This is a genomic window from Geodermatophilus sp. SYSU D00879, assembly GCF_054050375.1.
On sequence record NZ_JBJGZF010000010.1, the window covers coordinates 75,340 to 101,219 of the forward strand.

The 25,880-nt window shown below is 77.4% G+C and carries 23 protein-coding genes; 9 read left to right on the top strand and 14 right to left on the bottom strand.

Features of this window, described 5'->3' with window-relative positions; translation table 11 throughout:
• Positions 1 to 14: 14 nt before the first annotated feature.
• Positions 15 to 953 carry an alpha/beta hydrolase gene (locus ACI79B_RS14295; RefSeq protein WP_456928916.1) on the bottom strand — a complete coding sequence of 313 codons (939 nt, stop codon included), beginning with the start codon at positions 951 to 953 and terminating at the stop codon, positions 15 to 17.
• Entirely contained in the window at positions 950 to 1,288 is a 339-nt protein-coding gene (locus ACI79B_RS14300; protein ID WP_456928915.1) for a hypothetical protein, read from the bottom strand. Before ACI79B_RS14300 ends, ACI79B_RS14295 begins: the two co-directional genes overlap by 4 nt.
• 64 nt (positions 1,289 to 1,352) lie before the next feature.
• On the opposite strand from ACI79B_RS14300, the gene ACI79B_RS14305 reads away from it, so the two are divergent.
• Positions 1,353 to 1,892, top strand: coding sequence for a helix-turn-helix domain-containing protein (locus tag ACI79B_RS14305; protein WP_456928914.1), 540 nt, complete (start codon positions 1,353 to 1,355; stop codon positions 1,890 to 1,892).
• A 100-nt stretch (positions 1,893 to 1,992) separates the two neighbouring features.
• On the opposite strand, the gene ACI79B_RS14310 is transcribed toward ACI79B_RS14305, so the two are convergent.
• The 3 genes from ACI79B_RS14310 to ACI79B_RS14320 form a co-directional block, all read right to left on the bottom strand.
• The gene (locus tag ACI79B_RS14310) at positions 1,993 to 2,517 is read right to left on the bottom strand and encodes a hypothetical protein (protein ID WP_456928913.1); all 525 of its coding nucleotides are present in this window, start codon (positions 2,515 to 2,517) and stop codon (positions 1,993 to 1,995) included.
• A gap of 74 nt (positions 2,518 to 2,591) precedes the next feature.
• Positions 2,592 to 4,181 (bottom strand): DEAD/DEAH box helicase, encoded by a 1,590-nt coding sequence (locus ACI79B_RS14315; protein ID WP_456928912.1) that lies wholly within the window; start codon positions 4,179 to 4,181, stop codon positions 2,592 to 2,594.
• A 235-nt stretch (positions 4,182 to 4,416) separates the two neighbouring features.
• Positions 4,417 to 5,247: a GlxA family transcriptional regulator gene (locus tag ACI79B_RS14320; protein ID WP_456928911.1), complete on the bottom strand. Its 831-nt coding sequence runs from the start codon at positions 5,245 to 5,247 to the stop codon at positions 4,417 to 4,419.
• A 287-nt stretch (positions 5,248 to 5,534) separates the two neighbouring features.
• On the opposite strand from ACI79B_RS14320, the gene ACI79B_RS14325 reads away from it, so the two are divergent.
• Positions 5,535 to 6,857, top strand: a complete 1,323-nt coding sequence (locus ACI79B_RS14325) for an MFS transporter (RefSeq protein ID WP_456928910.1) — start codon at positions 5,535 to 5,537, stop codon at positions 6,855 to 6,857.
• A gap of 15 nt (positions 6,858 to 6,872) precedes the next feature.
• On the opposite strand, the gene ACI79B_RS14330 is transcribed toward ACI79B_RS14325, so the two are convergent.
• The 4 genes from ACI79B_RS14330 to ACI79B_RS14345 form a co-directional block, all read right to left on the bottom strand.
• The gene (locus ACI79B_RS14330; RefSeq protein ID WP_456928909.1) at positions 6,873 to 7,709 is read right to left on the bottom strand and encodes a DUF2182 domain-containing protein; all 837 of its coding nucleotides are present in this window, start codon (positions 7,707 to 7,709) and stop codon (positions 6,873 to 6,875) included.
• Between the two features lie 6 nt (positions 7,710 to 7,715).
• The gene (locus ACI79B_RS14335) at positions 7,716 to 8,351 is read right to left on the bottom strand and encodes a DUF1326 domain-containing protein (RefSeq protein ID WP_456928908.1); all 636 of its coding nucleotides are present in this window, start codon (positions 8,349 to 8,351) and stop codon (positions 7,716 to 7,718) included.
• 111 nt (positions 8,352 to 8,462) lie between these two features.
• Positions 8,463 to 10,073, bottom strand: a complete 1,611-nt coding sequence (locus ACI79B_RS14340) for a GMC family oxidoreductase (protein WP_456928907.1) — start codon at positions 10,071 to 10,073, stop codon at positions 8,463 to 8,465.
• Positions 10,070 to 11,608: an aldehyde dehydrogenase family protein gene (locus ACI79B_RS14345; RefSeq protein ID WP_456928906.1), complete on the bottom strand. Its 1,539-nt coding sequence runs from the start codon at positions 11,606 to 11,608 to the stop codon at positions 10,070 to 10,072. The genes ACI79B_RS14340 and ACI79B_RS14345 overlap by 4 nt, the downstream gene beginning before the upstream one ends.
• Positions 11,609 to 11,695: 87 nt before the next feature.
• Here ACI79B_RS14345 and ACI79B_RS14350 point away from each other — a divergent pair, with 87 nt between their 5' ends.
• Positions 11,696 to 14,728: a sacsin N-terminal ATP-binding-like domain-containing protein gene (locus tag ACI79B_RS14350; protein ID WP_456928905.1), complete on the top strand. Its 3,033-nt coding sequence runs from the start codon at positions 11,696 to 11,698 to the stop codon at positions 14,726 to 14,728.
• A gap of 429 nt (positions 14,729 to 15,157) precedes the next feature.
• Here the strand turns inward: ACI79B_RS14350 and ACI79B_RS14355 are convergent, their stop codons facing one another.
• Complete coding sequence (locus tag ACI79B_RS14355; RefSeq protein WP_456928904.1) at positions 15,158 to 15,472, bottom strand: hypothetical protein; 315 nt, start codon at positions 15,470 to 15,472, stop codon at positions 15,158 to 15,160.
• A gap of 273 nt (positions 15,473 to 15,745) precedes the next feature.
• Here ACI79B_RS14355 and ACI79B_RS14360 point away from each other — a divergent pair, with 273 nt between their 5' ends.
• From ACI79B_RS14360 to ACI79B_RS14370, 3 genes are all read left to right on the top strand, one after another.
• The gene (locus ACI79B_RS14360) at positions 15,746 to 16,135 is read left to right on the top strand and encodes an STAS domain-containing protein (protein WP_456928903.1); all 390 of its coding nucleotides are present in this window, start codon (positions 15,746 to 15,748) and stop codon (positions 16,133 to 16,135) included.
• 161 nt (positions 16,136 to 16,296) lie between these two features.
• A complete protein-coding gene (locus tag ACI79B_RS14365) occupies positions 16,297 to 17,508 on the top strand; it encodes an acetyl-CoA C-acetyltransferase (RefSeq protein WP_457000176.1) in 1,212 nt (403 codons plus the stop codon).
• Positions 17,509 to 17,582: 74 nt separating this feature from the next.
• Entirely contained in the window at positions 17,583 to 18,344 is a 762-nt protein-coding gene (locus ACI79B_RS14370; protein ID WP_456928901.1) for an SDR family oxidoreductase, read from the top strand.
• Between the two features lie 51 nt (positions 18,345 to 18,395).
• Here the strand turns inward: ACI79B_RS14370 and ACI79B_RS14375 are convergent, their stop codons facing one another.
• The 3 genes from ACI79B_RS14375 to ACI79B_RS14385 all read right to left on the bottom strand — a co-directional run bounded on the left by ACI79B_RS14375 (position 18,396) and on the right by ACI79B_RS14385 (position 20,988).
• Entirely contained in the window at positions 18,396 to 19,253 is an 858-nt protein-coding gene (locus ACI79B_RS14375) for a DUF1206 domain-containing protein (RefSeq protein ID WP_456928900.1), read from the bottom strand.
• Positions 19,250 to 20,080, bottom strand: a complete 831-nt coding sequence (locus ACI79B_RS14380) for a DUF1206 domain-containing protein (RefSeq protein ID WP_456928899.1) — start codon at positions 20,078 to 20,080, stop codon at positions 19,250 to 19,252. The genes ACI79B_RS14375 and ACI79B_RS14380 overlap by 4 nt, the downstream gene beginning before the upstream one ends.
• A gap of 65 nt (positions 20,081 to 20,145) precedes the next feature.
• On the bottom strand, positions 20,146 to 20,988 hold the full coding sequence (locus ACI79B_RS14385; protein ID WP_456928898.1) for a DUF1206 domain-containing protein: 843 nt from the start codon (positions 20,986 to 20,988) through the stop codon (positions 20,146 to 20,148).
• A gap of 109 nt (positions 20,989 to 21,097) precedes the next feature.
• On the opposite strand from ACI79B_RS14385, the gene ACI79B_RS14390 reads away from it, so the two are divergent.
• Positions 21,098 to 21,754, top strand: a complete 657-nt coding sequence (locus tag ACI79B_RS14390) for a hypothetical protein (protein ID WP_456928897.1) — start codon at positions 21,098 to 21,100, stop codon at positions 21,752 to 21,754.
• Here the strand turns inward: ACI79B_RS14390 and ACI79B_RS14395 are convergent.
• Complete coding sequence (locus ACI79B_RS14395; RefSeq protein WP_456928896.1) at positions 21,751 to 22,845, bottom strand: hypothetical protein; 1,095 nt, start codon at positions 22,843 to 22,845, stop codon at positions 21,751 to 21,753. The genes ACI79B_RS14390 and ACI79B_RS14395 overlap by 4 nt on opposite strands.
• Before the next feature lie 96 nt (positions 22,846 to 22,941).
• Between ACI79B_RS14395 and ACI79B_RS14400 the strand changes: the two genes are divergently transcribed.
• Entirely contained in the window at positions 22,942 to 24,582 is a 1,641-nt protein-coding gene (locus ACI79B_RS14400) for an SIR2 family protein (RefSeq protein ID WP_456928895.1), read from the top strand.
• Positions 24,583 to 24,636: 54 nt separating this feature from the next.
• Positions 24,637 to 25,857, top strand: a complete 1,221-nt coding sequence (locus tag ACI79B_RS14405) for a cytochrome P450 (protein WP_456928894.1) — start codon at positions 24,637 to 24,639, stop codon at positions 25,855 to 25,857.
• The last annotated feature ends 23 nt before the right edge of the window (positions 25,858 to 25,880 follow it).

Below are 25,880 nucleotides of genomic sequence, written 5' to 3' on the forward strand. Positions count from 1 at the left end.
CCCCCTCCGGCGTCTCAGGCGGGGACGCGCTCCAGGCCGGTCACCTGGCGGCACCAGCGGACGACGGCGCCGAGCACCTCGACGTCGACCGGCCGGCGCAGCTCCTCCCGGTAGGCGCGCAGCGACGCCGGCCCCGGCTGCCGGCGCAGCGTGTGGGTGAGGTCGGGGACCAGCAGCGTCTCCACCGGCCCGGGGACCGTCGCCGCGATCGTCCCCAGGTCCGCGGCGGGCACCTGCACGTCCTTGCCGCCGGTCACCGCGAGCACCGGCACGGTCAGCCGGGCGAGGTCGGTGCGCGGGTCGTGGTCGAGGAACTCCCGGGTCCAGCGCGCGTTGATCCGGGCGCCGTCGACCCGCGCGACGTCGGTGGTCGTCGCCCGGATCCGCGCGTGGTTGGCGGCCACCCGCTTCTCCAGGTCGGTGCGCAGCAGCCGGAACAGGCCGCGGACCGGCGCGGGCAGCATCGGGGCGATCCGGCGCGCCTGCCAGCGGAGCAGCTCGTCTCCCGGCGTCGCGGAGCCGGCGAGCAGGACCACCCCGGCCACCGGGACGCCCCGGGCGGCGACCGCCGCGGCGAGCAGCGCGCCCTCGCTGTGGCCGGCCAGCACGACCCGGCCGGGGTCCACCTCCGGACGGGCGGCCAGCGCGTCCCGGGCCCGGGCCAGGTCGTCGACGTTGTCGGTGAGGCCGGCGTGCCGCCAGTCCCCGCCGCCGCTGGCCCCGACGCCGCGCTTGTCGTACCGCAGCGAGGCCAGGCCGCCCTCGGCCAGCGCGTGCGCCAGCTCGCGGGTGACGCCGAACCGGGCGCGCCGGTGGTCGGAGTCGCGGTCGACCGGTCCCGAGCCGGGGGCCAGCAGCACCGCCGGCACCGGGCCGGGTGCGTCGGGGAGGGTGAGCGTGCCGGCCAGCGGGGGCTCGCCGGGCACGGTCACCGGCACCTCGCGGGAGCTCATCGCGGGGTCCCCGACAGGGCCGCGACGACGGCGGGCGCGTCGTCGACGGTCACCAGGACGGTGTCGACGCGCTGACCGGTCAGCTCCAGGCGCACGGCCGCCCCGCGCCGGACGCTCACGAACGACGTCCCGCCCCGCCGGCGCCAGGTGCCGATCTTGCGCACGCCGGGCACGCCGAGCCCGGGGGCGCGCAGGCCGCGGGCGGCGGTCAGCCCGTCGGGGACGACCTCGGCCGCGCGCACCGCGGTCAGCGGGACCTCCAGGTCGCGCAGCAGGCCGAGCGCCTTCTCGGCCGGGGTGAGGGTGATCCGCAGGGTCTCGGGTGTCGTCGTCACGGTCGCCATGGCATGATCATTCCCAATAGCGAGACCGTTGTCAATCATGAGAGAGGTCGAGCGCGTGGCGTCTGCGGACCTGCTGCTCCACCCGGTGCGCCTGCGCGTGGTGCAGGCCCTGCTGGGCGACCGGAGCCTGACCACCGGCGAGCTGCACGCCGAGCTGCCCGACGTCCCGGTGGCCACGCTCTACCGGCACGTCGGCGTGCTCGCCGAGGCCGGCGTGCTGGAGGTCGTGGGGGAGCGCCGGGTGCGGGGCAGCACCGAGCGCACCTACCGGCTGGTGACCGCCGCGGCCTCCGTCGGGCCGGAGGAGGCGGCGGGCATGACGCCCGAGCAGCACCGCCGCGCCTTCGGCACCTTCGTCGCGGCGCTGCTCGCGGACTTCGACCGGTGGGTCGACGCCGGTGCCGCCGCCCCGGACGGGCTGGATCCCGCCCGGGACGGCGTGGGCTACCGGATGACCGGGCTGTGGCTGGACGACGAGGAGTTCGCCGGCCTGCTCGACGACGTGCGCGCCGCCCTCCGCGCGCGGCTGGGGAACGCGCCGCGCGAGGGGCGCCGCCGCCGGCTGGTCGGAACGGTGTTCCTACCCGGTTCCTGACTCCAGGGGGAGGTGCGCGTCGAAGCCCGGCCATGTCCCCTCCGGCCCCGCCCAGAGGCTCGCGCCGAGTCCGCGAGGCGGGAGGGGACGGGGTCCTTCGTCAGGCGGCGGCGCGGGCGGCCTTCCGCTCGGCCCGGCGCTCGGCCTTCGACACCCGCGCGTTGGCCTTGGCCAGGGTCTTCGCGGCCTGCTGCACCCGGCGCGAGCCGCGGTCCACGGTGCCGCGGGTGAGCAGGCCGACGCCGATGCCGAGCAGCCACACGTCCTTGGCGACGGTCAGGCCCTGCTCGGTCGGGGCCAGGCTGCCCTCCTTGCGCATGCCGGGCGTGCGCAGGTAGAGGCCGAGCAGGCCGCCGGCGAACCCGGTGAGCAGGGCGCCGGCGAGGGCGGTGGGGACGAACGGCGTCAGCAGCGCGGCGCCGACCGCGATCTCCGCCGTCGACAGCGCCTGGACGAACTGCCGCGGCTCGACGTCCTTGAGGAACGGGTACGAGCCGGAGGCGAAGCCGTGCAGGCCGGCGGCGGTCTGCTCGTCGGCGCCGCGCTTGCCCAGCCCGCTGTTGAGGATGAACGCGCCGGCCGAGATCCGCGGGCCGATCTCGGACAGGGTGATGGGCAGGGCCATCGGGCACCTCACAGGGTCGTCGGGGACGGTCGGGACGACTCTTCCCGACCGTCCCCGGCGTGACACCCCCGGGGTCAGCGGCCCCCGCGCCGCGAGCGGCCGCTGAACGACGCCGCCGAGTGGGTCCCGGCGCGGGCGGCGAGCTCCGCGCGCGTGCGGGCCGGGCCCTGCGGGCTGCGGGCCTGTCCGCGGCTGCCGGTCGCCTTGCCGGCCGCCTTGGCGGGTGCCGCCGGGGTGGCCGTGGAGCCCCCGGCGGAGCGCCGGCGCCGGCCGCCGCCCTGGCCCTGCGGCTGGGGAGCCGGGGCCGGGGCGGGCTCGACGTGCGGCGCGGCCGGGCCGGTGAGCGCCGTGATCTGCTCCACGCCGGGGCGGACCTGGCTCACGACCGGGGTGATGCCGGCCTGGCGCGTGAGCGTGCGCACCTCGCCGTTCTGGTCCGGGGTGGACAGCGTCACGACCGTGCCGCCGGCGCCGGCGCGGGCGGTGCGGCCGGAGCGGTGCAGGTAGGCCTTGTGCTCGGTCGGCGGGTCGACGTGCACGACCAGCGCGACGTCGTCGACGTGGATGCCGCGCGCGGCGATGTCGGTCGCGCACAGCACCCGGGTGCCGCCGGTGCTGAACGCCTCGAGGTTGCGCTCGCGGGCGTTCTGGCTGAGGTTGCCGTGCAGGTCGACGGCGGGGATGCCGGCCGCGGTGAGCTGCCTGGCCAGCTTCTTCGCCTGGTGCTTGGTCCGGGTGAACAGCACGCTGCGGCCGAGGCCCGAGGCGAGCTGGCGCACGACCTCGGCCTTGTCGGCGGCGCTGACCTGGAACACGTGGTGGGTCATGGTGGCGACCGGCGCGACGGCGGGGTCCACCGAGTGCGTGACCGGCTGCGACAGGTAGCGCTTGACCAGCACGTCGACGCCGTTGTCCAGCGTGGCGGAGAACAGCAGCCGCTGGCCGCCCTGCGGGGTGCGGTCCAGCAGCCGCTTGACGCCGGGCAGGAAGCCGAGGTCGGCCATGTGGTCGGCCTCGTCGAGCACGGTCACCTCGACGGCGGACAGGTCGGCGTGGCCCTGGCCGATGAGGTCCTCGAGCCGGCCGGGGCAGGCGACGACGACGTCGACACCGGCGGCCAGCGCCTGCACCTGCGGGTTCTGCCCGACGCCGCCGAAGACGGTGGTGGCGCGCAGGCCGAGCGCCGTGGCCAGCGGCTCGACGGTGGCCATCACCTGGTTGGCCAGCTCGCGGGTCGGCACCAGGACCAGGGCCCGCGGCCTGCGCGGCTGCCGCTTCGTGGTCGAGGCGGCCAGGCGGGCCACCAGCGGCAGGCTGAAGGCGATGGTCTTGCCCGAGCCGGTGCGGCCGCGGCCGAGCACGTCGCGGCCGGCGAGGGAGTCGGGCAGCGTCGCGACCTGGATGGGGAACGGCGCGGTGATGCCGCTGGCGGTGAGCACCTCGACCAGCGGGGCGGGCACGCCGAGCTCGGCGAAGGTGGCGTCGGTGGGGAGCACGGTGGCGACGTCGCCGGCCGGGATCTCCTGCGGCTCCGGGGCCGTCGCGGTGGTGACCGCCGCCGAGGTGGCGGGGGCGGCGCTGCTGCCGGCGCCGCGACCGCGGCCGCCGCGGCGGCGGCGGGGCCGGGACGTGCCGGCGGGCGTGGGGGACTGCGGGGAGGTCATGGGTTCCTCGGTGGTACTCGGGTCGCCGTCCTCGGCCACCGCACGCGGGCGCACGCCGGCCCCGTCTGCGGGGCGGGTCGCGCCGTGGGCGACGTCGGACAGCCGGGCGCGCCTCCGTGGCGCTGCACCAGCCCGACGTCGAGTCCTGCAGCTCCGGATGAGCGAGGGCGGCGCCGGTATGCCCCACTCAACCAGACGCGGGGGCCGATCCTGCCGCGGGCGGGGGAGTCGCGCGTCACACCGCCGTGCGGCCGGCCCCGCGGTAGGTGCGGCGGTAGGCGCCGGGCGAGACTCCGATCGCGGCGCGCAGGTGGGCGCGCAGCGACGCCGGCGTGCCGAACCCGGCGTCGGCGGCGACCCGGTCGACGGGGACGTCGGTGGACTCCAGCAGCCGGCGGGCCAGCGCGATCCGCTGCCCGGCGAGCCACCGCTGCGGCGACACCCCCGTCTCCTCGCGGAACCGCCGGGTGAAGGTGCGCACGCTCATCCGCGCGTGCGCGGCGAGGTCGGCGAGGGTCAGCGGCTCACCCAGGCGGTCGAGCGCCCAGGCGCGGGTGGGCGCGGTCCCGGCGTCGCCGGCCTCGGGCAGCGGCCGCTCGACGAACTGCGACTGCCCGCCCTCCCGCCACGGCGCGACGACGTTGCGCCGCGCGACCCGGTTGGCCACCTCGCTGCCGTGGTCGCGTCGCACCAGGTGCAGGAGCAGGTCGATGCCCGCGGCCACGCCGGCCGAGGTGAGCACGTCGCCGTCGTCGACGAACAGGACGTCGGGGTCGAGCCGGACGGCGGGGAAGTTGCGGCGGAAGTGCTCGACGTCGCGCCAGTGCGTGGCGGCCGGCCGCCCGTCGAGCAGGCCGGCCGCGGCGAGCACCGAGGACCCGGTGCAGACCGACACCATCCGCGCCCGGCCGGCCGCCTCCCGCAGGGCGTCGCGCAGCTCGCCGGGGATCCGGCCCTCGACGACGGCCGGGCCGCCCATGATGCCCGGGACGACGACGGTGTCCGCCTCCGCGAGCACCGACCCGTCGTGGTCGGGCAGCACCGAGAAGCCGTCGGCGGTGCGCACCGGCCACCCGCACCCGGTAGAGCGGCCGGCCGCGCGCGTCCTCGGCCAGTCCGAGCAGGCGGTAGGGCAGCCCGAGCTCGAAGCCGACGACGCGGTCGACGGCTACCACGACCACCTCGTGCAGGGCCGGGGCCGGTGTCGTGGCCGGACTCGGGCCGGATGTCGTGGCCGGACTCGGGCCGGATGTCGTGGCCGGACTCGGGCCGGATGTCATGGCCGGATCTTTGCACGTGATGGCCGTCGGGCCACTGGTCCGGGAACCGGACCGTCGGTCATGCTCTCCGTTCGTGACCACCGCCGCGCCGCCGCACGCCCGCCGTGTCCACCCCGCCTGGTGGGTGGCCGCGGTGACCTTCCTGGCGCTGGTCGGAGCCGCGGCCTTCCGTGCGGTGCCCGGGGTGCTCATCGACCCGCTGCGCGAGGAGTTCGGCTGGTCGGTGTCGACCATCTCGGCCGCCGTCGCGGTGAACATGGCGCTGTACGGACTGACCGCGCCGTTCGCCGCGGCGCTCATGGAGCGGTTCGGCATCCGCCGGGTCGTCGTCGGGGCGCTGCTGCTCACCGCCCTCGGCAGCGGGCTGACCGTGTTCATGACGGCGAGCTGGCAGCTGGTCCTGCTGTGGGGGTTCGCGGTCGGGCTGGGCACCGGCTCGATGGCGCTGTCGCTGGTGGCCACGGTGACCGGCCGCTGGTTCGTCGCCCGCCGCGGGCTGGTCTCGGGGATCCTCACCGCCGGCGGCGCCACCGGGCAGCTGGTGTTCCTGCCGGTGGTCGCGGCGGTCGCGCAGACCGGCGGCGGCTGGCGGGCGGCGTCGCTCGGCACCACGGCCGCCGCGCTCGCCGTCGTCCCGCTGGTGGCCTGGCTGCTGCGCGACCGCCCGCGCGACGTCGGCGCCGTCCCCTACGGCGGGACCGCCGCCGACGACGCCGAGCCGGTGCGCACCGGTGCCGCGCGCACCGCCGTCCGCGGGCTGCTCGACGCCGCGCGCACCCGGCCGTTCTGGCTGCTCGCCGCGGGCTTCTTCATCTGCGGCGCCTCGACCAACGGGCTGGTGCAGCCGCACTTCATCCCGGCCGCGCACGACCACGGCATGCCGGTGACGACGGCGGCGTCGCTGCTCGCCGTCGTCGGGGTCTTCGACATCGCCGGGACCGTGCTGTCCGGGTGGCTCACCGACCGCACCGACCCGCGGGTGCTGCTGCTGGCCTACTACGCGCTGCGCGGGTTCTCGCTGTTCCTGCTGCCGCCCCTGTTCGGGCCGGACCTGCACGTCAGCATGATCGCGTTCATCGTCTTCTACGGGCTGGACTGGGTGGCCACCGTGCCGCCGACCCTCGCGCTGTGCCGCGAGCACTTCGGCGCGCGGGCGCCGGTCGTGTTCGGCTGGGTGTTCGCCTCGCACCAGGTGGGGTCGGCGGTGGCCGCGTTCGGCGGTGGCGTCGTCCGCGACGTCACCGGCTCCTACGACCTGGCCTGGTTCGGCGCCGGCGCGCTGTGCCTCGTGGCCGCGGCGCTGTCGATCTCCATCCGGCGTGCCCGCGTCGCGTCGCCCGACGTCGGCCTGCCGCCATCGCCTGCGCAGGCCGCGGCCGGCCAGGCGCACGGCTGAGGCGGTCCACAGCCGTCAGCCGGCAGGGCCGGGGACGGACGGCGCGGCACAGGTCCCGTGGTGGCACGGCGTCGCTGTCGGGAAGAACAGTGCCGACGAGCAGACCGCGACGCCGCAGAGCAGGAGCGCGATGCCGACCGGCCGGACCAGCCGCGCGCCCCAGCGGGTCGTCTTCTCGGCGACCATGACGGCGGTGAGGGCGAGCATCCACGCCAGGCTGCCCGCGCCGGTGACGAGCAGGAGCAGCATCAGCGCCCAACAGCAGCCCAGGCACCACAGTCCGGCCCGGACACCGAGCCGAGCGGCGCCGCCGAACCCGCGGCGGTAGTGCTGCCACAGGAACGACGCCGGGGACCGGCAGGTGGTCAGGCAGGCCTCCTTGAAGCGGCTGAACTGGTAGCCCCCGGCCAGGAGCAGGGCCGCACCCAGGACCAGCCCGTCGCGGGCCGCCAGCCACGGCCACACCCCCACCGGCCACTGCAGCACCCAGGCCGCGGCCAGGGCCACCGGCGCGACCGCGATCCAGGTCGCCAGGTAGCCGCTGTAGAGGCCGCCCCGGGTGAGGTGCGGGCGGGCCGCGCGGGCGCTGACCACCGCGAACAGCCGGGCGAGCGGCACCAGGGTGGGCAGCATCATCGCGCCGAGCATGACCGTCCAGGCGGCCAGGAAGACGGCGACCTGCACCGGCCACGGGAGGCCGGCATCCACGGGCGCGTGCGCGTGCGCGGTCCCCCACGTGAGGACCAGCGCGAGCGTGCCCGCCCAGCACGCGCCGGCCACACCCCACAGGAGCAGTGCCGGATCGTGCCGGAGGCGGACCGCGGGGGTCGCCCGCGGCGCCGTCGGCGTCATGCCGGCTCAGCCGGTGAACCGGAAGTGGCCCTGGATGGCGTTCTTGCCGGAGACGTCGATGTCGGATCGGCCGAGCATCCGCCCGGCCTGCCGGTAGACGGTGGCCTTGCCGGGGAAGGCGGGGGAGCCGGGGATGGTGCTGAACACCGTCTCGTTCAGCGTGGTCGTCCGGCCGGTGGCGCCCTGGAACGGGGCGAGGTGGGCCTCCACGACGTCCCCGACGCGCAGCGTGCCGGCACCCTTCTCGACGGTGAAGGTCAGCGGGGCCCTCTGCACGGAGACGACCTCACCGATCAGTGCGGCGAGGTCGGCGGTGGGGCCGCCGAGCTGCCCGGTGAACACGTCGAGGAGCGCCTGGTGCTGCTCGTCCGTGCAGCGGTCGTCCACGAAGAGGGCGACGCGCCAGTTCCCGGCGAGCACGTTGCCGGGGATGTGGGTGACCGCCGCCAGCGCCCGGTCGGAGACGTCGACCCCACGCACCGTGCCGGAGTCGACGTACCAGGCCAGCGACGAGTCGCAGACACCCCCGTCGGGGTCCTCGCCGACCCAGCAGGGACAGATGGCGTCACACGTGCAGACCTCCAGGAGGCGGCCCTCGAGGGTGTAGGTCGTGCCCTCTGTGGTCACGGCGGTCGCGGTCATGGGAGCCCTCCCTAGCGCGCCGGGTCTGCGGGCACCTCCATCGCAGCACCGCCGGGCCGGCGGAGGCAGGGTCGCCGGTCCCTGACCGGGAGGGACCCTGCCGCCACCGGTTCAGGCGTGGGCGGCCAGGGTCGGGTCGACGGTGCGGCCGGCCATGAGGTCGGCCGCGCGCTCGGCGATCATGATCGTCGGCGCGTTCGTGTTGCCGCGGACCAGCGTCGGCATCACCGAGGCGTCGACCACCCGCAGGCCGTCCAGCCCGTGCACCCGCAGCTGCGGGTCGACCACCGCGTCACCGTCGGTGCCCATCCGGCACGAGGACACCGGGTGGTACAGCGACTCCAGCGTCTCCCGCACCTTCGCCCGCAGCGCGTCGGCCGTGCGCACCGTGCCGCCCGGCGACCACTCCGCGGCCAGCACGGAGGCCAGCGGCCCGACCGAGGCGATCTCGCGGGCCTTCTCCACGCCGGTCACCAGCGCGTCGAGGTCGCGCTCGTCGGTGAGGTAGCCGGCGTCGATGGCCGGGGCCCACGTCGGGTCGGCCGAGCGCAGCCGCACCGACCCGCGCGAGTGCACGTGCACCAGGACGGCGGCGGCGGTGAACGCGTCGACGTCGGGGTCGACCTCCGCCTGGCGCCAGAACTTGACCGGCAGGAAGTGGTACTGCAGGTCGGGCTGGTCGAGGTCCGGCCACGAGCGGGTGAACAGCCCCGCCTCGGCCAGGTTCGACGACAGCGGCCCGCGGCGGGCGCCGAACCACTGCGCGTACCCCGACGGCGACTCCGCCCGGAGGAGCGACTTCCCGGAGCGCACGTCCCAGATGACCGGCACCAGCGGGTGGTCCTGCAGCCCGCCGCCCACGCCGGGCAGGTCGTGGACGACGTCGACGCCGACCTCGCGCAGGTGCGCGCCCGGCCCGATGCCCGACAGCATGAGCAGCTGCGGCGAGTTCACCGCGCCGCCGCACAGCACGACCTCGCCGGCCGCGTGCGCGGTGTGCGTCTGTCCGCCGCGCCGGTACTCGACGCCGGTCGCCCGCCCGCCCGAGACCAGCACCCGGGTGGTCAGCGCGCCGGTGAGCACGGTGAGGTTCGGCCGGCCCAGCGCCGGGCGCAGGTAGGCGTCGGCGGCCGACCAGCGGCGGCCCCGCTTCTGCGTCACCTGGTACTGGCCCACGCCCTCCTGGGTGGCGCCGTTGAAGTCGGCGTTGCGCGGGTAGCCGGCCGCGACCGCCGACTCGACCACCGCGCGCGTCCACGGGTGCGGCGAGCGCAGGTCCTCCACCCGCAGCGGCCCGCCGGCGCCGTGGAAGCGGTCGGCGCCGCGCGCGTTGTCCTCCATCCTCCGGAACAGCGGCAGCACCGACTCGTAGGACCACGACGGGTCACCGGTGAGCTGCGCCCACTCGTCGTAGTCGGCCGCCGCCCCGCGGACGTAGATCATCGCGTTGATCGACGACGACCCGCCCAGCAGCTTCCCGCGCGGCCAGAACAGCCCGCGCCCGCCGAGGCCCGGCTGCGGCTCGGTCGTGTAGTTCCAGTCCCGCCGGGTGCGCCAGACCTTGTACAGCGCCGCCGGGATCTGCACCTCGAGGACGTCGTCGGAGCCGCCGGCCTCCAGCAGCAGCACCCGCACCGACGGGTCCTCGGTCAGCCGCGCGGCCAGCGCACAGCCGGCCGAGCCCGCCCCGACGACGACGACGTCGTACTCGTCGGCGCTCACCGGTGCCGCCCGTGGACCATGCCCATGACCCGCGCCAGCGCGTCGGCCGCCGCCGGCGGGCGGGCGAAGGACATGAGGTTGACCGGCAGCGCGTACTTCTGGCGGGTGATCGCCTTGGCGCGGGTGAACTCCTTGAGCCCGTCCTCGCCGTGGATCCGGCCGAAGCCGCTCTCGCCCACGCCGCCGAAGGGCAGCGCCGGGATCGAGGCGAAGGTCAGCACCGAGTTGACGCTGGTCATGCCGCTGCGCATCCGGCGGGCCAGGTCCATCGCCCGCGCCTTCGACCGGGAGAACACCGCGCCGGCCAGCCCGTACGCCGTCGCGTTGGTGCGCTCCAGCGCCTCCTCGGCGTCGGCCACGCGGGTGATGGTCAGGGTCGGGCCGAAGGTCTCCTCGCGGACCGCGGCCGAGGACTCGGGCACGTCGAGCAGCACGGTCGGCGCCACGAAGCCGCCGTCCACGCTGCCGCCGAGGACGGCCCGGCCGCCGGAGGACGTCGCGTCGTCGAGGTGCCGCCGCACGACGTCGGTCTGCGACGCCATGGTCATCGGGCCGTAGGCGGCCTCGTCGTCGGAGCCGGGGCGCAGGGCGCGCACCCGCTCGGTGACCTCGGCGACGAACGCGTCGTAGACCTTCTCCGTGGCGTAGACCCGCTCGATGCCGATGCAGGTCTGCCCGGCGTTGCTCATGCCGCCCCACACGGCGGCGTCGGCGGCGGCGGCCACGTCGGCGTCGTCGTCGACGATCATCGCGTCCTTGCCGCCGAGCTCCATGAGCACCGGGGTGAGCGTCTCGGCGCAGGCGGCCATGACCTTGCGGCCGGTGGGCCCGGAGCCGGTGAAGGCGAGCTTGTCCACGCCGGCCCGGCACAGCGCGGCGCCGGTCTCGCCGAACCCGGTGACCACCTGGAAGGCGTCGGCGACGTCGGGGACGGCCGCGCGCCACGCGGCGGCCAGCCAGGCGCCGACGGCGGGGGTGAACTCCGAGGGCTTGAAGACGACGGCGTTGCCGGCGGCCAGCGCGTAGGCGATCGAGCCCATCGGCGTGAACACCGGGTAGTTCCACGGGCCGATGACGCCGACGACGCCCATCGGCTGGTACTCGAGGTGGGCGGCGTGGTTGGCCGCGAGCATCCCGGCGCGCACCCGCCGCGGGCCGAGCGTCTTCCGCGCGTGCGCCCCGGCCCAGGCCAGGTGGTCGACGGTCAGGGTGATCTCGAGGATGGCGTCGGCGTGCGGCTTGCCGTTCTCCCGGTGCACCAGGTCGGCCAGCTCGTGCATCCGCCGGGCGAGGTAGCCGCGGTAGGCGGCCAGCCGCTGCCGGCGACCGTCGAACCCGAGCCCGGCCCAGCGCGCGGCGGCCGGCCGGGCACGCTCGACGGTCCGGCGGACGGCGTCGGCGTCGTGGACCGGGAAGACGCCGACGACGGCGCCGGTGGCCGGGTTCGTCGACTCGAAGGTCTGGGTGGTGGCGTGCCGGTCGACCGTGCCCGCGGCGGCGTCGGTGACCGTGTCCATCTGCTCGGCGAGCGACATGTGGCGCAGGTTACCTCGCAAGTTACCGGCGCGTAGCTCCGGTCCGGGACCCGTCCGGGTGGTCCGCGCGCTGCCATGCTGGCGCCCGTGGCCGACCCCTTCGACACCGCGGGGCTGCGCCGCCGCGTGCTCGCCGCGTGGACCGACTCCCCGGCGCGCTTCCGCGAGGACGCCAACGCCGAGGAGGACCTGGTCCGCGGCGGCTACCGGGACCGGCTGCTGGTCGAGCTGGCGCAGAACGCCGCCGACGCCGCGGTGCGCGCGGGCGTGCCCGGGCGGCTGCGGCTGGAGCTGGCCACGGTGGGCGGCGGGGGAGAGGTGCTGCGCGCGGCGAACACCGGCGCCCCGCTGGACGCCGCCGGCGTGGGCGGCCTGGCCACGCTCCGTGCCTCCGCCAAGCGCGACGAGGTGCAGACCGTCGGCAGGTCCGTGGGTCCGGGCGGGCCGCAGCTCCACACGGTCGGCAGGTTCGGGGTCGGGTTCGCCGCCGTCCTCGCCGTCAGTGACGAACCGGCCGTCCACTCCACCACCGGCGGCGTGCGGTTCAGCGCGGCGCACACCCGCGCCGCGGTGGCCGACCTCCCGGCGCTCGCCGGCGAGCTGGCCCGCCGCGACGGCGCCGTGCCGGTGCTGCGGCTGCCGTGGCCGGCCGACGGGCCCCCGCCCGACGGCTTCGCCACCGAGGTGGTCCTGCCGCTGCGCGCCGGGTCGCGGGCCGCCGTCCGCGCCGCGCTCGAGGCGCTGGAGGCCGAGCTGCTGCTGGCGCTGCCGGGCCTCGCCGAGGTCGAGGTCGCCGTCGACGGCGCCGTCCGCACCCTGGCGTGCACGCGCACCCCGCCGCTGGCCCGGGTCCGCGACGGCGACCGCACCACCACCTGGCGGCTGGCCACCCGCGGCGGCGAGCTGCCCGCGGAGCTGCTGGCCGGCCGCCCGGTCGAGGAGCGCGCCCGCCGCGGCTACGACGTCACCTGGGCGGTGCCCCTCGACGACGACGGCCGGCCGGTGCCGCTGACCGGGCGCCAGGTGGTGCACGCCCCGACCCCGAGCGACGAGCCGCTGTCGCTGCCGGTGCGCCTGATCGCGCCGTTCCCGCTCGGCCCCGACCGCCGGCACCTGGCGCCCGGCCCGGTCACCGACGCGCTGGTCGACGTCGCCGCGGACACCTACGCCGATCTGGTCACCGGGCTCCCGGCCGACCCCGCCGTGCTGGGCCTGGTGCCGCGCATCGGCCTGGCCGCCGCCGAGCTCGACGCCGCCCTGGGCTCCGCCATCCTCGACCGGCTGCGCTCCGCCGCCTGGCTGCCGGCCGCCGACGACCCCGGCACCCGGCAGCCCCCGGACCGGGCCGCGGTCCTCACCGACGACACCGACGAGCGGGTCGCCGTCCTCGCCGGGGTCGTGCCCGGGCTGCTGCCGGCGGGCTGGTCCCGGCGCGACGGGGCACCCGCGCTGGCCGCCCTCGGCGTGCGGCGGGTCGGCCCCGCGCAGGTGGTGGAGGCCGTCTCCGGGATCGACCGGCCGGCGGACTGGTGGGCGCGGCTGTACGCCGCCCTCGACGGTGCCGACCGCGAGGAGCTGGGCGCCCTGCCGGTGCCGCTGGCCGACGGGCGGACCGCGCCCGGCCCGGCCGGGGTGCTGCTGCCCGGCGAGGACCTGCCGGTGGCGCGGCTGGGCCCGCTGCACCTGCGGGTCGCCGACCCCGGCGCCGTCGCCGACCCGGCCGCCCGGCGGCTGCTCGAGCGGCTGGGCGCGCGCCCGGCGACCGCCGCGGTCGTGCTCGCCGATCCCGCCGTGCGGGGCGCGGTGGAGGAGTCGGTCGACGCGGTCGAGGAGGGCTTCGACGACGGCGACCCCGCGGCGCTCGCCGAGGCCGTGCTCGCGCTGGTCGCCGCCGCGGGCACCGCGCCGGAGGAGCTGCCCTGGCTCGCCGAACTCGCGCTGCCCGACGCCGACGGCGCGTGGGCGCCGGCGGGGGAGCTGCTGCTGCCCGGCGCGCCGCTGGCCGCCGTCCTCCGCGACGGCGCGCTCGGGACGCTGGACCCGGACTTCGCCGCCGCGCACGACCCGGCCGTGCTGCGGGCCGCGGGCGTGCTCGCCGACTTCGCGCTGGTGCACGCGGAGGACCCCGACGACCTCGACGTCGACGGCGCCGACGCGTGGGCCGACGCCGTCCTCGACCGGCTGCCGCCCGGCGGGCCCCCGCCGGCGTGGCCGCCGCTGACCGCCGTCCGGGACCTGGAGCTGGTCGCCGACTGGGCCACCGCGCTGCCGCTGCTGGCCGCCACGCCGGAGCAGGCGTGGGCCGACGTCGTCCTCGACGGCGTCGCGGTGCCCTCCTACCTGCGCTGGTGGCTGGGCACCCACCCGGTGCTCGGCGGCCGGCGCCCCGACCGGCTGTGCGCACCCGGCAGCCGCGAGCTCCAGGGGCTGTACGACCCGGCCGAGGGGCCACCGGCGGTGCTCGGGCGGCTGCGGCTGCCGGTCACCGTCGACGACGTCCTCGCCGACGTCGACACCGCCCTCGACCTGCTCGACCGGCTCGCCGACCCCGCGCGCACGGTGCCGGCGCCGGTGCTGCGCACGGTCCACGCGCGGCTGGCGCGCGCGCTCGACGGCGTCGACGTCGACCCGCCGCGCCGCGTGCGGGTGGCGCCGGACCGGGTCGCCGACCCCGCGCGCGAGGCCGTCGCGGTGCTCGACGCCCCGTGGGTGCAGCCGCTGGTCGACGCGCTGCTCGTCCCGGCCGGCGGCGCGCCGGCGGCGGTGGCGGACCTGCTCGACCTGCCGCTGGCCGGCGAGCGGGTGCGCGCGGGGGTCACCAGCACCCCGGTGCGCCGGCAGCCGTGGGCGGCGGTGCCGGGAGCCGGCCTGGCCGCCGCCCGGCTGGGCGTGCCGGAGCTGAGCGGCGAGGTCGCCGTCCACGAGCCGCTGCTGGCCGGCGGCCGGCCGGTGCCCTGGTGGCCCGGCGACGGCGTCGACCACGTGGACGGCAGCCCCGCCGCGCTCGGCCGGGCGCTGGCCTGGCGGTCCGGCGCCTGGCCGCTGCGGCAGGCGCTGGCCGAGGCGTTCGCCGAACCCGGCCGGGCCGCCGACCTCGCCGCGGAGGACGCGGTCGGCTAGCTCGGCCGTGCCGGGTGGGCCTCCTGCAGGGGCCCGCCCCGAGCGCCAGCGAGGGGTGGGGGCAGGAGGGTCCTTCCGGAACCAGCGGGGGACGGCCCGCGCGCCCGGGGCGAGTCCGTGCGCCGAGGTCCGGCCGCCTGTCTTCCGGCCCCTCTGCAGGGGCCCGCCGCGAGCGGGCGCGGCGGCGGCCGCGGCGGGCAGGGGACGGGAGGGACGTGACACGGGGGCCTCCGGGAGGAGGTCGGACCGGCCGCAGGCAGCCGGCAGCCAGGGGGGCGTGCCCGGGAGCGCGGAGGGGAGCGGCAGCTCGACCCGCGGGCGTCCTGGTCACAGGACGCGGACGTCGCGGCGAGGCGGTCGGCTCAGGAGCGCATGCGGCGACGCTGGGGAGACCCGGCCCGGCCCGTCGAGTCCTCCTCCGGGCGGGGGCTACCGCTGCGGGCCGTCGTCGGCGCCGGCCGAGCGGGCGGCCTTGCGCGCCTGGTGGGCCTCCCACCGCTCGCGGTCGCGGGCGCGGGAGCCCGCGGTGCGCTCCCAGCGGTCCTTGCGCCGGCGCGCGCGGAGCATCTCCCGCTCCTCGAAGGAGGAGTGCGTGTCCCAGTCCCGGGCCATGAACAGCACCAGCAGCAGCACCGCGCCGAAGATGACCAGTCCCGACGCGACGATGACGTCCGGGATGGCGAGGAACGCGACGACCGATACCGCCGCCCAGATGAGGCCCGCCAGCACCAGTCGCGCGTTCACGCCTCCAGTATCCCCGCCCCCGGCGCGCGGGGGCCGTCCGCGGCGTCCCGGGTGCGGAGTCCCTGGTCACGGCCCTGCGCGCCGCGGGCGACACGCCGGTCCCGGCACGGTGGACACCCCGTGGCGGACCTTGCGCCCCATCCGCCCCGCGCCTACCGTCCGGGTTGCGGTTCAACATCCAGCCGTGCTCCGCCAATGCCGGACTCCGCGCCGTGGTGTGGCTCTCGAGCCGCTGTCCTCCGCACGGGCCTGCCCTCGACCGAGAGGCGCACCGTGACCACCATCTCCTCAGACCCCCCGACGACCTCGGGCTCCGCCGACGACCTGCTGACCATCGAGACCGCCTCCCTCGACGGGGTCACCCGACTCGTGTGCACCGGTGAGGTCGACTGCGCCAGCGCGCCGCTGCTCCGCCGGGAGCTCGACGGCGCCTTCGCCGCGGACCCGCGGGTGGTCACCGTCGACCTGGAGGCCGTGACCTTCCTGGACTCGGCCGGGCTGTCCGCGCTGGCGGTCGCGCACCGCACCGCCGAGGCGCAGGGCGCCCGGCTGCGGGTGCTGGTCGGCACGCGGGCGGTGGTCCGGGCGCTGCAGGTCACCGGCCTGTGGGACCTCCTGGGCGTCGAGCAGGTCGAGCGCGGCGCGGGAGCCGGCGCCGCGTAGTAGGAGGACCTCCTCGCCCCTCGCCCCCCGCCACTCGCAAGCTCGCGGCGGGACCCTGCGAGGGGGCCGTCTCCCCGACCTGGCTGCGCGCGGCACCGCGCCGGGGAGCACACTCGGCGGCGGTGCGGGGCCTGCCCGCCGGCCGAGTCGAGGAGGACGCCGTGCGTGACGCGGTCATCTGTGAGCCGCTGCGGACCCCGGTCGGGGGCTTCGGGGGGTCGTTGCGGGACGTGCCCGTGCAGGATCTCGCCTCCACCGTCGTCCGGGCGCTCGTGGAGCGCACCGGCCTCCCGCCGGAGTCGGTCGACGACGTCGTCCTCGGCCACTGCTATCCGACCATGGAGGCGCCGGCCATCGGCCGCGTCGCCGCCCTCGACGCCGGCCTGCCGGTGACCGCGAGCGGCATCCAGGTCGACCGCCGCTGCGGCTCGGGCCTGCAGGCGGTGCTGTACGCCGCGATGCAGGTGCAGACCGGCGCTGCTGACGTCGTGCTGGCCGGCGGTGCCGAGTCGATGAGCAATGCGCCGTTCTACTCGACCGCCATGCGCTGGGGCGTGAAGGCCGGTCCCGGCGTCCTGCTGCAGGACGGCCTGGCCCGCGGCCGCGTCACCGCCGGCGGCGTGAACCACCCGGTGCCCGGCGGCATGCTCGAGACCGCGGAGAACCTGCGCCGGGAGTACTCGATCGGCCGCGAGGAGCAGGACGAGTACTCCGTCCGCAGCCACCAGCGCGCCGCCGCCGCCACCGCGGAGGGCCGGTTCGCCGACGAGATCGTCCCGGTGACGGTCAAGGGCCGGAAGGGCGACACCGTCGTCGACCGCGACGAGCACATCCGCCCCGACTCGACCGTCGAGACCCTCGCCAAGCTCCGCCCGATCATGGGCAGGGACGACCCCGAGGCCACCGTCACCGCCGGCAACGCCAGCGGCCAGAACGACGGCGCCGCGGTCTGCGTCGTCACCTCGCCGGAGAAGGCCGCCGAGCACGGCCTGCGCCCGCTGGCCCGCGTCGTGTCCTGGGCGGTGGCCGGCGTCCCGCCGCGGACCATGGGCATCGGCCCGGTCCCGGCGACGGCGAAGGCGCTGGACCTCGCCGGCCTGAAGCTCTCCGACATCGACCTCATCGAGCTCAACGAGGCCTTCGCCAGCCAGGTGCTGGCGGTGACCCGCGAGTGGGGCTTCACCGAGTCCGACTTCGACCGGATGAACGTCAACGGCTCGGGCATCTCGCTGGGCCACCCGGTCGGTGCCACCGGCGGGCGGATCCTCGCGACGCTGACCCGCGAGATGGACCGCCGCGGCGCCCGCTACGGCCTGGAGACGATGTGCATCGGCGGCGGGCAGGGGCTGGCCGCCGTCCTCGAGAGGGTCTGACACCCCACCCGGCGTGTCCGGGGGCTGCCCGGCATGATCGGCCGGCAGCCCCCGACCCCGAGGAGAACCTCCCCATGAGCGAGTCCCCCGCCCGCGTCGCGATCGTCACGGGCGCCGCCCGCGGCATCGGTGCGGCCACCGCGCTGCGCCTGGCCGCCGACGGCTTCGCCGTCGCGGTGCTCGACCTCGACGAGTCCTCCACCACGGGCACCGTCCAGGCGATCGAGGCCGCCGGCGGGCGCGCGCTGGGGGTGGGGGCCGACGTCGGCGACGCCGAGCAGGTGCAGGCCGCCGTCGACCGGATCGCCGCGGAGCTCGGCCCGCCGGTCGTGCTGGTCAACAACGCGGGCGTCACCCGCGACAACCTGCTGTTCAAGATGACCGACGCCGACTGGGACCTGGTCATGCACGTGCACCTGCGCGGCTCGTTCCTCATGACCCGCGCCTGCCAGAAGCACATGGTCGAGGCGAAGTGGGGCCGGGTGGTCAACCTGTCCTCGACCTCGGCGCTGGGCAACCGCGGCCAGGCCAACTACGCCACCGCCAAGGCCGGGCTGCAGGGCTTCACCAAGACCCTCGCCATCGAGCTGGGCAAGTTCGGCGTCACCGCCAACGCCATCGCCCCGGGCTTCATCCAGACGGAGATGACCAAGGCGACCGCCGAGCGGATCGGCCGGAACTGGGAGGAGTACGTGGCCGAGCGCGCCGCGGCGATCCCGGTGGCCCGCGCCGGTGTGCCCGAGGACATCGCGCACACCGTCTCGTTCTTCGTCAGCGAGGGCGCGGGCTTCGTCTCCGGCCAGGTCGTCTACGTCGCCGGCGGCCCCCGGACCTGAACCCGTGCACTTCCGCGGACCTGCACGGTGCACGTCCGCGGAAGTGCGCGGTCAGGACGAGGGGTCGCGGTCGGGGTACCGGGCGCGGGCCAGGGCGTAGACGCCGAACGCCGCGAACCCGGCCGCGACGACGGTGAGCAGCCACGGGCCCGCGCCGGTGCGGCCGATCGTGGTCATCGCGCCGTCCAGGCCGGTGGCGGTGGAGACGTCGGCCGTCGTCGCCGCGCGCCACAGCAGCACCCCGACGACGCCGAACGCCACCCCCTTGGCCACGTACCCGACCCGCCCGACGGCCTCGATCACCGGCTCCCACCGGTCGGGCGCGGCGGGCAGATCGACGTCCTTCATGAAGCCGCCGGTGGCCCCGCGCCACAGCGAGTACAGCCCCACGGCGACGACGCCGGTGGCCGCGACCGCCACCGCGACCGCGCCGCCGGGCACCTCGAGGGTCTCGCCGGTCAGCTCGCGCAGCCGCTCGTCGGCCTCGTACTCGGCGCCGACGGCGAACAGCAGCGCGGTGACGCCGAGGACGGCGTACACGAACGCCTTGGCCAGGCACTTGGCGCAGACGACGGCGGTGCGGGTGCGGTGCGCGGGGTCGAGCAGCCCGCGCCACCACAGCAGCACCTCACCGCCCTGCCAGAGCGCCAGCGCCAGCAGTCCCAGGCCGATCGCCCACAGCAGCACCGACCCGCCGGGGGTGCCGGCGACCGTCTCCAGCGCCCCGGTCTGGTCGGCGTCGGTGCCGGCCGCGCCGCGGGAGAGCCGCCAGGTCAGCCAGCCGATGAGGAGGTGCACCACCCCGTAGGCGACCAGCCCGACGCGGGCGGCGGCCGCCAGCACCGGGTGGTCGGTGACCTCCCGGGCGGCGGCGACCGCCCGGTGGATGCGGTGGAACGGCCCCGTCACGTCCGCTCGGGGTAGCGCGCCCGGACGAAGCAGAAGACCCCGAACGCGGCGATGCCCACGGCCACCAGGGTCAGCAGCGCCTTCCCGAATGGGGCCTCGAGGATGGTGCGCAGCGCGCCGTCGAGGCCCGAGACCTTCGCCGGGTCGAACGTGACCGCCGCGTAGACCAGCAGCGCGCCGACCACCCCGAACGCCACGCCCTTGGCGGGGTAGCCGACCTGGCCGAGGCGGGTGACCGTGCGGCGGGCGGCCGGTGGTGCGGAGGCGAGGTCGATCTCGTCGACGAAGCTCTTCTTCACGCCCTTGAGCACCTGGTGGACGCCGATGCCGATGACCACCAGGCCGGCCACGCCGACCAGCCAGCGACCGCCGGGCCAGCCGAACACCCCGGCCGCGGTCTGCTGCTGCTGGGCCGAGCTCGACTGGCCGGCGCCGGTGGCGAACCGGAACGCGGTCACCGCCAGCACGACGTAGACGACCGCCTTGGCCACCGCCTTGACCGACCTGGTGACCGCCTCCTTGCGCAGCTCGCCCGACGCCGACCAGCCGTACCGCCAGCGCAGCACCTCGGCGGCCTGCCACAGCGCGAGGGCCACGAGCCCGATGCCGAGCACCCACAGCAGCGGCTTGCCGACCGGCGTCTCGGCGAGGGTGCCCAGCGCGCCGGACTGGTCGGCCGGCTGGTCGCCGCCGCCCCAGGCCAGCTGCAGCGCCAGCCAGGCCACGAGCAGGTGGACGATGCCGTAGGCGACCAGCCCCACGCGGGCCAGGTTCTCGAGGGCGTCGCTCCTGCCGGACCTGCCCGTCGCCGTCCCCGTTCCGGTCATGGCCGCCCTCCTCGGTCCGCTCCTGTGCGGCGATCAGCGTGGCACGGGGACGGCCGCCGCGCTGGTCAGCCGACCGGGTGCCGGGCCCGGGCCAGCAGGTAGACGGCGAAGGAGGCCAGCCCGGTGGCGACGACGACCAGCAGCCACCGGCCGTACGGCTCCCCGGCGACGGCGCGCAGCGCGCCGTCGAGACCGGTGGCGCGCGCCGGGTCGAAGGTCGCCGCGGCCCAGCCGACGATGCCGCCGACGAGGACCAGCGCCACGCCCTTGAGCACGACGCCGACCTGGGCGGAGCGGTGGGTGAGCCGGCACAGCGCCGGGGCGACGGTGCGGAGGTCGATCTCGCCGAGGAAGTCCGACCGCAGGCCCTTGCGCACGTGGTAGAGCCCGATGCCGACGACGACCGCCGCGACGCCCACCACCAGCTCCTGCCCGGCCGGCCACGACAGCACGCCCCGCACGGCCTCGCGGTCCTCGGCCGGCGCGTGCACCAGGCCGAGGGCCTGCCGGACCGCGGCCACCGCCAGGTAGCCGTAGAACGCCGCCGTCCCCACCGTCTTGACCACCTGCACCAGCGCCGCGCGGCGCTCGCGGCCCGGCGGCGGCAGCCGGTGGTGGTGGCGCAGCACCTCGACCGCCTGCCACAGGCACAGGCCGGCCAGCGCGCCGGCCAGCGCCCACAGCAGCACGTTGCCCAGCGGGGTGGCGGCGAGCAGGGCGAGCGCGCCCGCGGAGTCGGTGGACTCGGCGGGGGCGACCAGCCCGGGCGTGCCCCAGCCGAGCTGCACCGCCAGCCAGGCGACCAGCAGGTGGATGAGGGCGTAGCCGACCAGCCCGGCGCGGGCGACCTGCTCCAGCAGGCGGCTGCGGGCAGCGCGCTGCGGCGCCCGGACCCCGCCCTCGGTCACGCCGCCCCCGTCGTCCTCACCCGTGCGCCTGCTCGCGCGGGGACCCGAGCGTCGCACGCAACCGGGCCGCCGCGCCGGGTCCGGCGGCCGATGCGGGACACTGGGCGTCGTGGTCAACGCGACGACGGCACGCACGAAGACGGCACGCACGAAGACGGGCACCGCTCCTCTCCGCACCGAACGGGACGTCGCCCGCCGCGCCTGGCCGCTGCGCGCCGCCCTCGGCGTCGTGCTCGTCGTCCTCGCGGTGCTCGCCGTCGTGACCGGTGACCTCGGCGCCCGGCTGCTCCTCGGCGGGCTGGGCGGACTCGCCGCCGCCCGCGGTGCGGGGCTGCTGCGCGCGGGGTCGGTCCCGGCCGGGGCGGCCGCCGTCGCCGGCGGGGTCGCCGCGGTCGCGGTGGCCGTCGTCTCCGCCGTCGCGACCGGCTGGGTGCTGCTCGCCGGCGTCCCGCTGGTGCTGCTGGCCGGCTCGGCCGTCGCGTTCGCCCGCGGGGGCGCCGCCCGCCGCGGCGGCGCGGCGCTGCTGGTGTGGACGGTGCTGGTCGGCGCCCTGCTCGCCGGCACGCTCGCCGTCCAGGGCGCCGGGCGCGCCGCCGACGTCGCCACGGTGGTCGCCGCCCTGGCCGCCGGCCTGGCGGCGGTGCCGCTGCTGGTCGCCGCCGCCGGCCTGCGCGCGGTCGCCCACGCCCCGGCGCCGACCCGTCCGGCCGGGTGCGGGGGCTGCGCCTGCTCGGCCGGCGGCTGCGGCGTCCCGCAGGCCGGCTAGCGCTCCACCCGCCAGACCGTCGCCCGGTCGCAGGTGGTGACAGCGACCAGCGCGCCGTCGGAACCGACCCCGAGGCCGTCGGCGGTCCCGTCGGCGCACAGCTCCACCCGGCCGGTCACCGCGCCGGTCCCGGGGTCGACGCGGGTGAGCGCGACCCGGTCGTGCAGCACCCACAGCTCCCCGTCGACGACGGACAGCGCGGCCGGCGCGGCGTCGACGACGGCCACCCGGGCGGGCGCGTCCGCGCCGGGGGCCAGCGCGACCAGCGCCGCCGGGCCGGAGCCGTCCGGCGCCACGACGGTGTAGGCCGTCCCGTCCGGGCCGACCGCCAGGCCGGTCGCGGTCGACGCCGCCGCGTCCGGCAGCAGCACCACCGGCTCGCCCACCGCGGCCAGGTCCGCGCCGAGCCGGACCAGCACCGCGACCGAGGGCCCGCGGCCCTCCCGCGGCACGGACGCCGACACGACCACCCCGCCGTCGGGCGTCGGTGCGAGCGCGTCGACGGCGAGCCGGCCCGCGCCCTCCGCGAGTCCGGCCAGCGGCAGCTCGGCGGTGCCGGTCACCGCGCCGGTGGCGGGGTCGACGCGCAGCACGACCGGCACGCCGTCGGCCCGCTGCACCCCGACCAGCAGGCCGCCGTCGGGGGTCGCGGCGGCCACCGTGCCGACGGCGTCCGCGGGGAAGGGCGCGACCGGGGTGGTGGCGGTGACCAGCCCGCTGCCCGGGTCCACCGCGGCGACCGCGTAGCCCGACGGGAACTCGCCGGCGACGAGCGTCCCGCCGCCGGTGGCGAGCACGACGTCGGCCTGCGTGTCCTCGGGCAGCGGCACCTCGCCGGGGACCTCCCCGGTGGTGGGGTCGACGACGGTCAGCCCGGCGCCGCCGTAGGGGCCGGCGACCAGGAGCAGCACCTCCTCGCCGGCCACCGTCACGCCGCTGACCAGCCCGCCGGTGCTGCCGGTGAACACGGTCGACGTCAGCACGGTCAGCGGGGCCGTGCCGGAGGCGGTCCCGGGGACGGTCGTCGTGCAGGCGGTCAGCGCGGCGGCGAGGGCGAGCGGCGCGGCGGCGGTCAGGAGGCGGCGGGGCACGGGACCACCCTCGGGGCGCCCGCTCGCGCCGGGCTTGGGCGCGACTTGCACCCGGTCCCGTTCCGTCCCGGCGGTGCGGTGGGTAGGGGAGCGGGCGTGAGTGGACACGTCTTCGTCGTCGGCGCCGACCTCACCCGCCTGTCCTGCGACGACGTTCTCGTGCCCACCGGCCGCACGCTGCGCGTCGCCGCCAGCTGGCGGGCACTGCTGCCCGACGACCTGGTGAGGGACGAGGACGCCGAGGGCGTGTGCGTCGACCTGGGGTGGCACGGCGACGAGCGGGTGCTCGAGGTCCCCGGCACCGGGCCGCGGCGGGCCTGGCTGCTCGACACCGTCGACGACTGCGGCCGCGGGCTGGGCTGGCTGCTCGACGGCGCCCGCGAGGCGCTGGCCGCGGTCGCCCGCCGCGAGGTGACCGAGCCGGTGCACGGCCGGGCGCGGCGGCTGGTCGGGCTGCCGGCGCTGGGCACCGGCTGGGGCGGGGCGGCCGGGCGGCGCGGGGACCTGCTGCAGCAGCTGCTGCCGGTGCTGCGCGAGGCCGCCGACGAGCACGGCTTCGACGTCGCGCTGGTGCTGCGCGGGCCCAGCGACCTCGCCGCCGCCCAGCGGGTGCGCCGCGGCGACGACGCCGGCTGGGACCTGCCCGAGCCGCTGAGGGCGCTGGCCGAGCAGCTGGGGGAGCGCGCCCGCCGCGGCCAGCTGGCGCTGTTCATCGGCGCCGGGGTCAGCGCCGCCGCCGGCCTGCCGACGTGGGAGGAGCTGCTCGGGGAGCTGGCCGCGCGCTCGGGCCTCGACGACGACCTGCGCGAGGGGCTGTCCCGGCTGCCCCCGCAGGACGCCGCGGCGCTGCTCGCCCGGGAGCTCGGCCGCGACGAGCTCGAGCGCTTCGTCCAGGAGCGCTTCGGCCCCGGGCCGTACGCGCTGGCGCACGCGCTGATCGCCGACCTGCCGGTGCAGGAGTTCGTGACCACCAACTACGACCCGCTGGTCGAGCTCGCCGCCGCCGACGTGGGCCGGGAGCTGTCGGTGCTGCCCTACGACGAGCCCCGGCCCGGCCGGCCGTGGCTGCTCAAGCTGCACGGCGACGCCGCGCACCCGGCCGGCGTCGTGCTGACCCGCGAGGAGTACCTGCAGCTCGGCGACTCCCGCGCCGCGCTCTCCGGCGTCCTGCACTCGCTGCTGCTCACCCGGCACGTGCTGTTCGTGGGCACCTCGATGCTCGACGACGACCTGATCCGCATCGCCCACCAGGTCCGCAGCGCGGTGCAGGTGCCCGGGCGCGAGCCCCGCCGCCGCTCCGGCACGGTGCTCGCTCTCCGCGAGGACGCCGCCCGCAGCCGGCTGTGGGAGCAGGACGTGGAGACGGTGGCGATGGGCGGGGCCGACGCCTCGCCGGCGGAGGCCGCGCGCCGGCTGGAGGTGCTGCTGGACCTGCTCGGCTGCCTGTCCACGCCACCCACCGGGTACCTGCTCGACCCGGCCTACCGCGGGCTGCTCTCGGACGAGGAGCGGGTGCTGGCCGAGGCGCTGCAGGGGGTCGCCGAGGCGCTGCCGGAGGGGGCGTCGACGCGGTCGGCGTCGGGGGAGGTGGCCGCGCTGCTGCGCCGGCTGGGCGCCGGGCGCTCGGGCGGCCGCCGCGACGGGTCCGCCGGCGACGACCGGCCCGCCGACGACGGCCCCGTCGACGAGGCCACCGACGCCCGCGACGACCGGCTGCAGCAACAGCGCCCGGGCTGAGGTCGGCCCCCCGGCCGAGGTTGACCCGCTCTCGTCCGGGGAACCGCGGGACCCATGCGCCTGGAGAACTCCCTCGCCCTGCTCACCAAGGGCTACGCCTGGCTGCCCGACCTGCGCCGCGCCCGCGGCCGGCACGCCGTCGGGACGCGGCTGGGCGGCCTGCCCGCGGTCGGCATCGAGGGCCCGGAGGCGGCGCGGTTCCTCTACGACGAGGACCACGTGCACCGCGCGCACGCCATCCCCGAGCCGGTGCAGGGCACGCTGTTCGGCAAGGGCGCGGTGCACACCCTCGACGGCGAGGCGCACCGGGTGCGCAAGGCGATGTTCGTCCAGGTGCTCATGGACCCCGCCGCGATCGAGGCGCTCACCGAGCGGGCCGCCGCCGCCTGGGACGACGCCGCCCGCGAGTGGGCCACTCGCCCGCAGTTCGTGCTGTTCGACGAGTCGGCGCGGGTGATCGCCGGCGCGGTCACCCGGTGGGCGGGGATCACGGTCGCCGACGCCGAGGTGCCCGCCCTGGCCCGCGACCTGCTGGCGATGGTCGACGGCTTCGCCACCGGCGGGCCGCGGCACTGGCGCGCGCGGCGGGCCCGCGGCCGGTGGGAGGAGTGGCTGGCGGGGATCGTGCAGCGGGTGCGGTCCGGGGAGTTCGTCGTGCCGGCGGGGTCGGTGCTGCAGGTCGTGGCCGCGCACCGGGACGCCGACGGCGGGCTGCTGGACCCGCGGGTGGCCGCCGTCGAGCTGCTCAACGTCATCCGCCCGACCACGGCCGTCGCCTGGTTCCTGGCCTTCTCCGGGCACGCGCTCGCCACCTGGCCCGACTACCGCGGCAAGCTGGCCGCCGCCGACGCCCCCTTCGCCGAGGCGTGGGCGCACGAGGTGCGGCGCTTCTACCCCTTCGCGCCGTTCATCGGCGGCCGGGCGCCGCAGCGGCTGGAGTTCGCCGGGCAGACGATCCCGAGGAACGCGATGGTGCTGCTCGACCTGTACGGGCAGAACCACGACCCGGACCTGTGGGAGGAGCCCTACGCCTTCCGCCCCGAGCGGTTCCTCGGCCGCGAGATCGGCGAGTTCGAGCTGGTGCCCCAGGGCGGCGGCGACCCGCGGACCAACCACCGCTGCCCCGGCGAGCGGATCACGGTCGCGCTGCTCGCCGCGCTGGCGCCCCGGCTGGCCCGGCTGCGGGCGGACTTCGCTCCCGGCCAGGACCTGACCATCGCGCTGCACCGCATCCCCGCCCTTCCGGCCAGCCGCGTGGTGATGCAGCCGCGCTGACCGGGTCCGCGCACGCTCGTGCT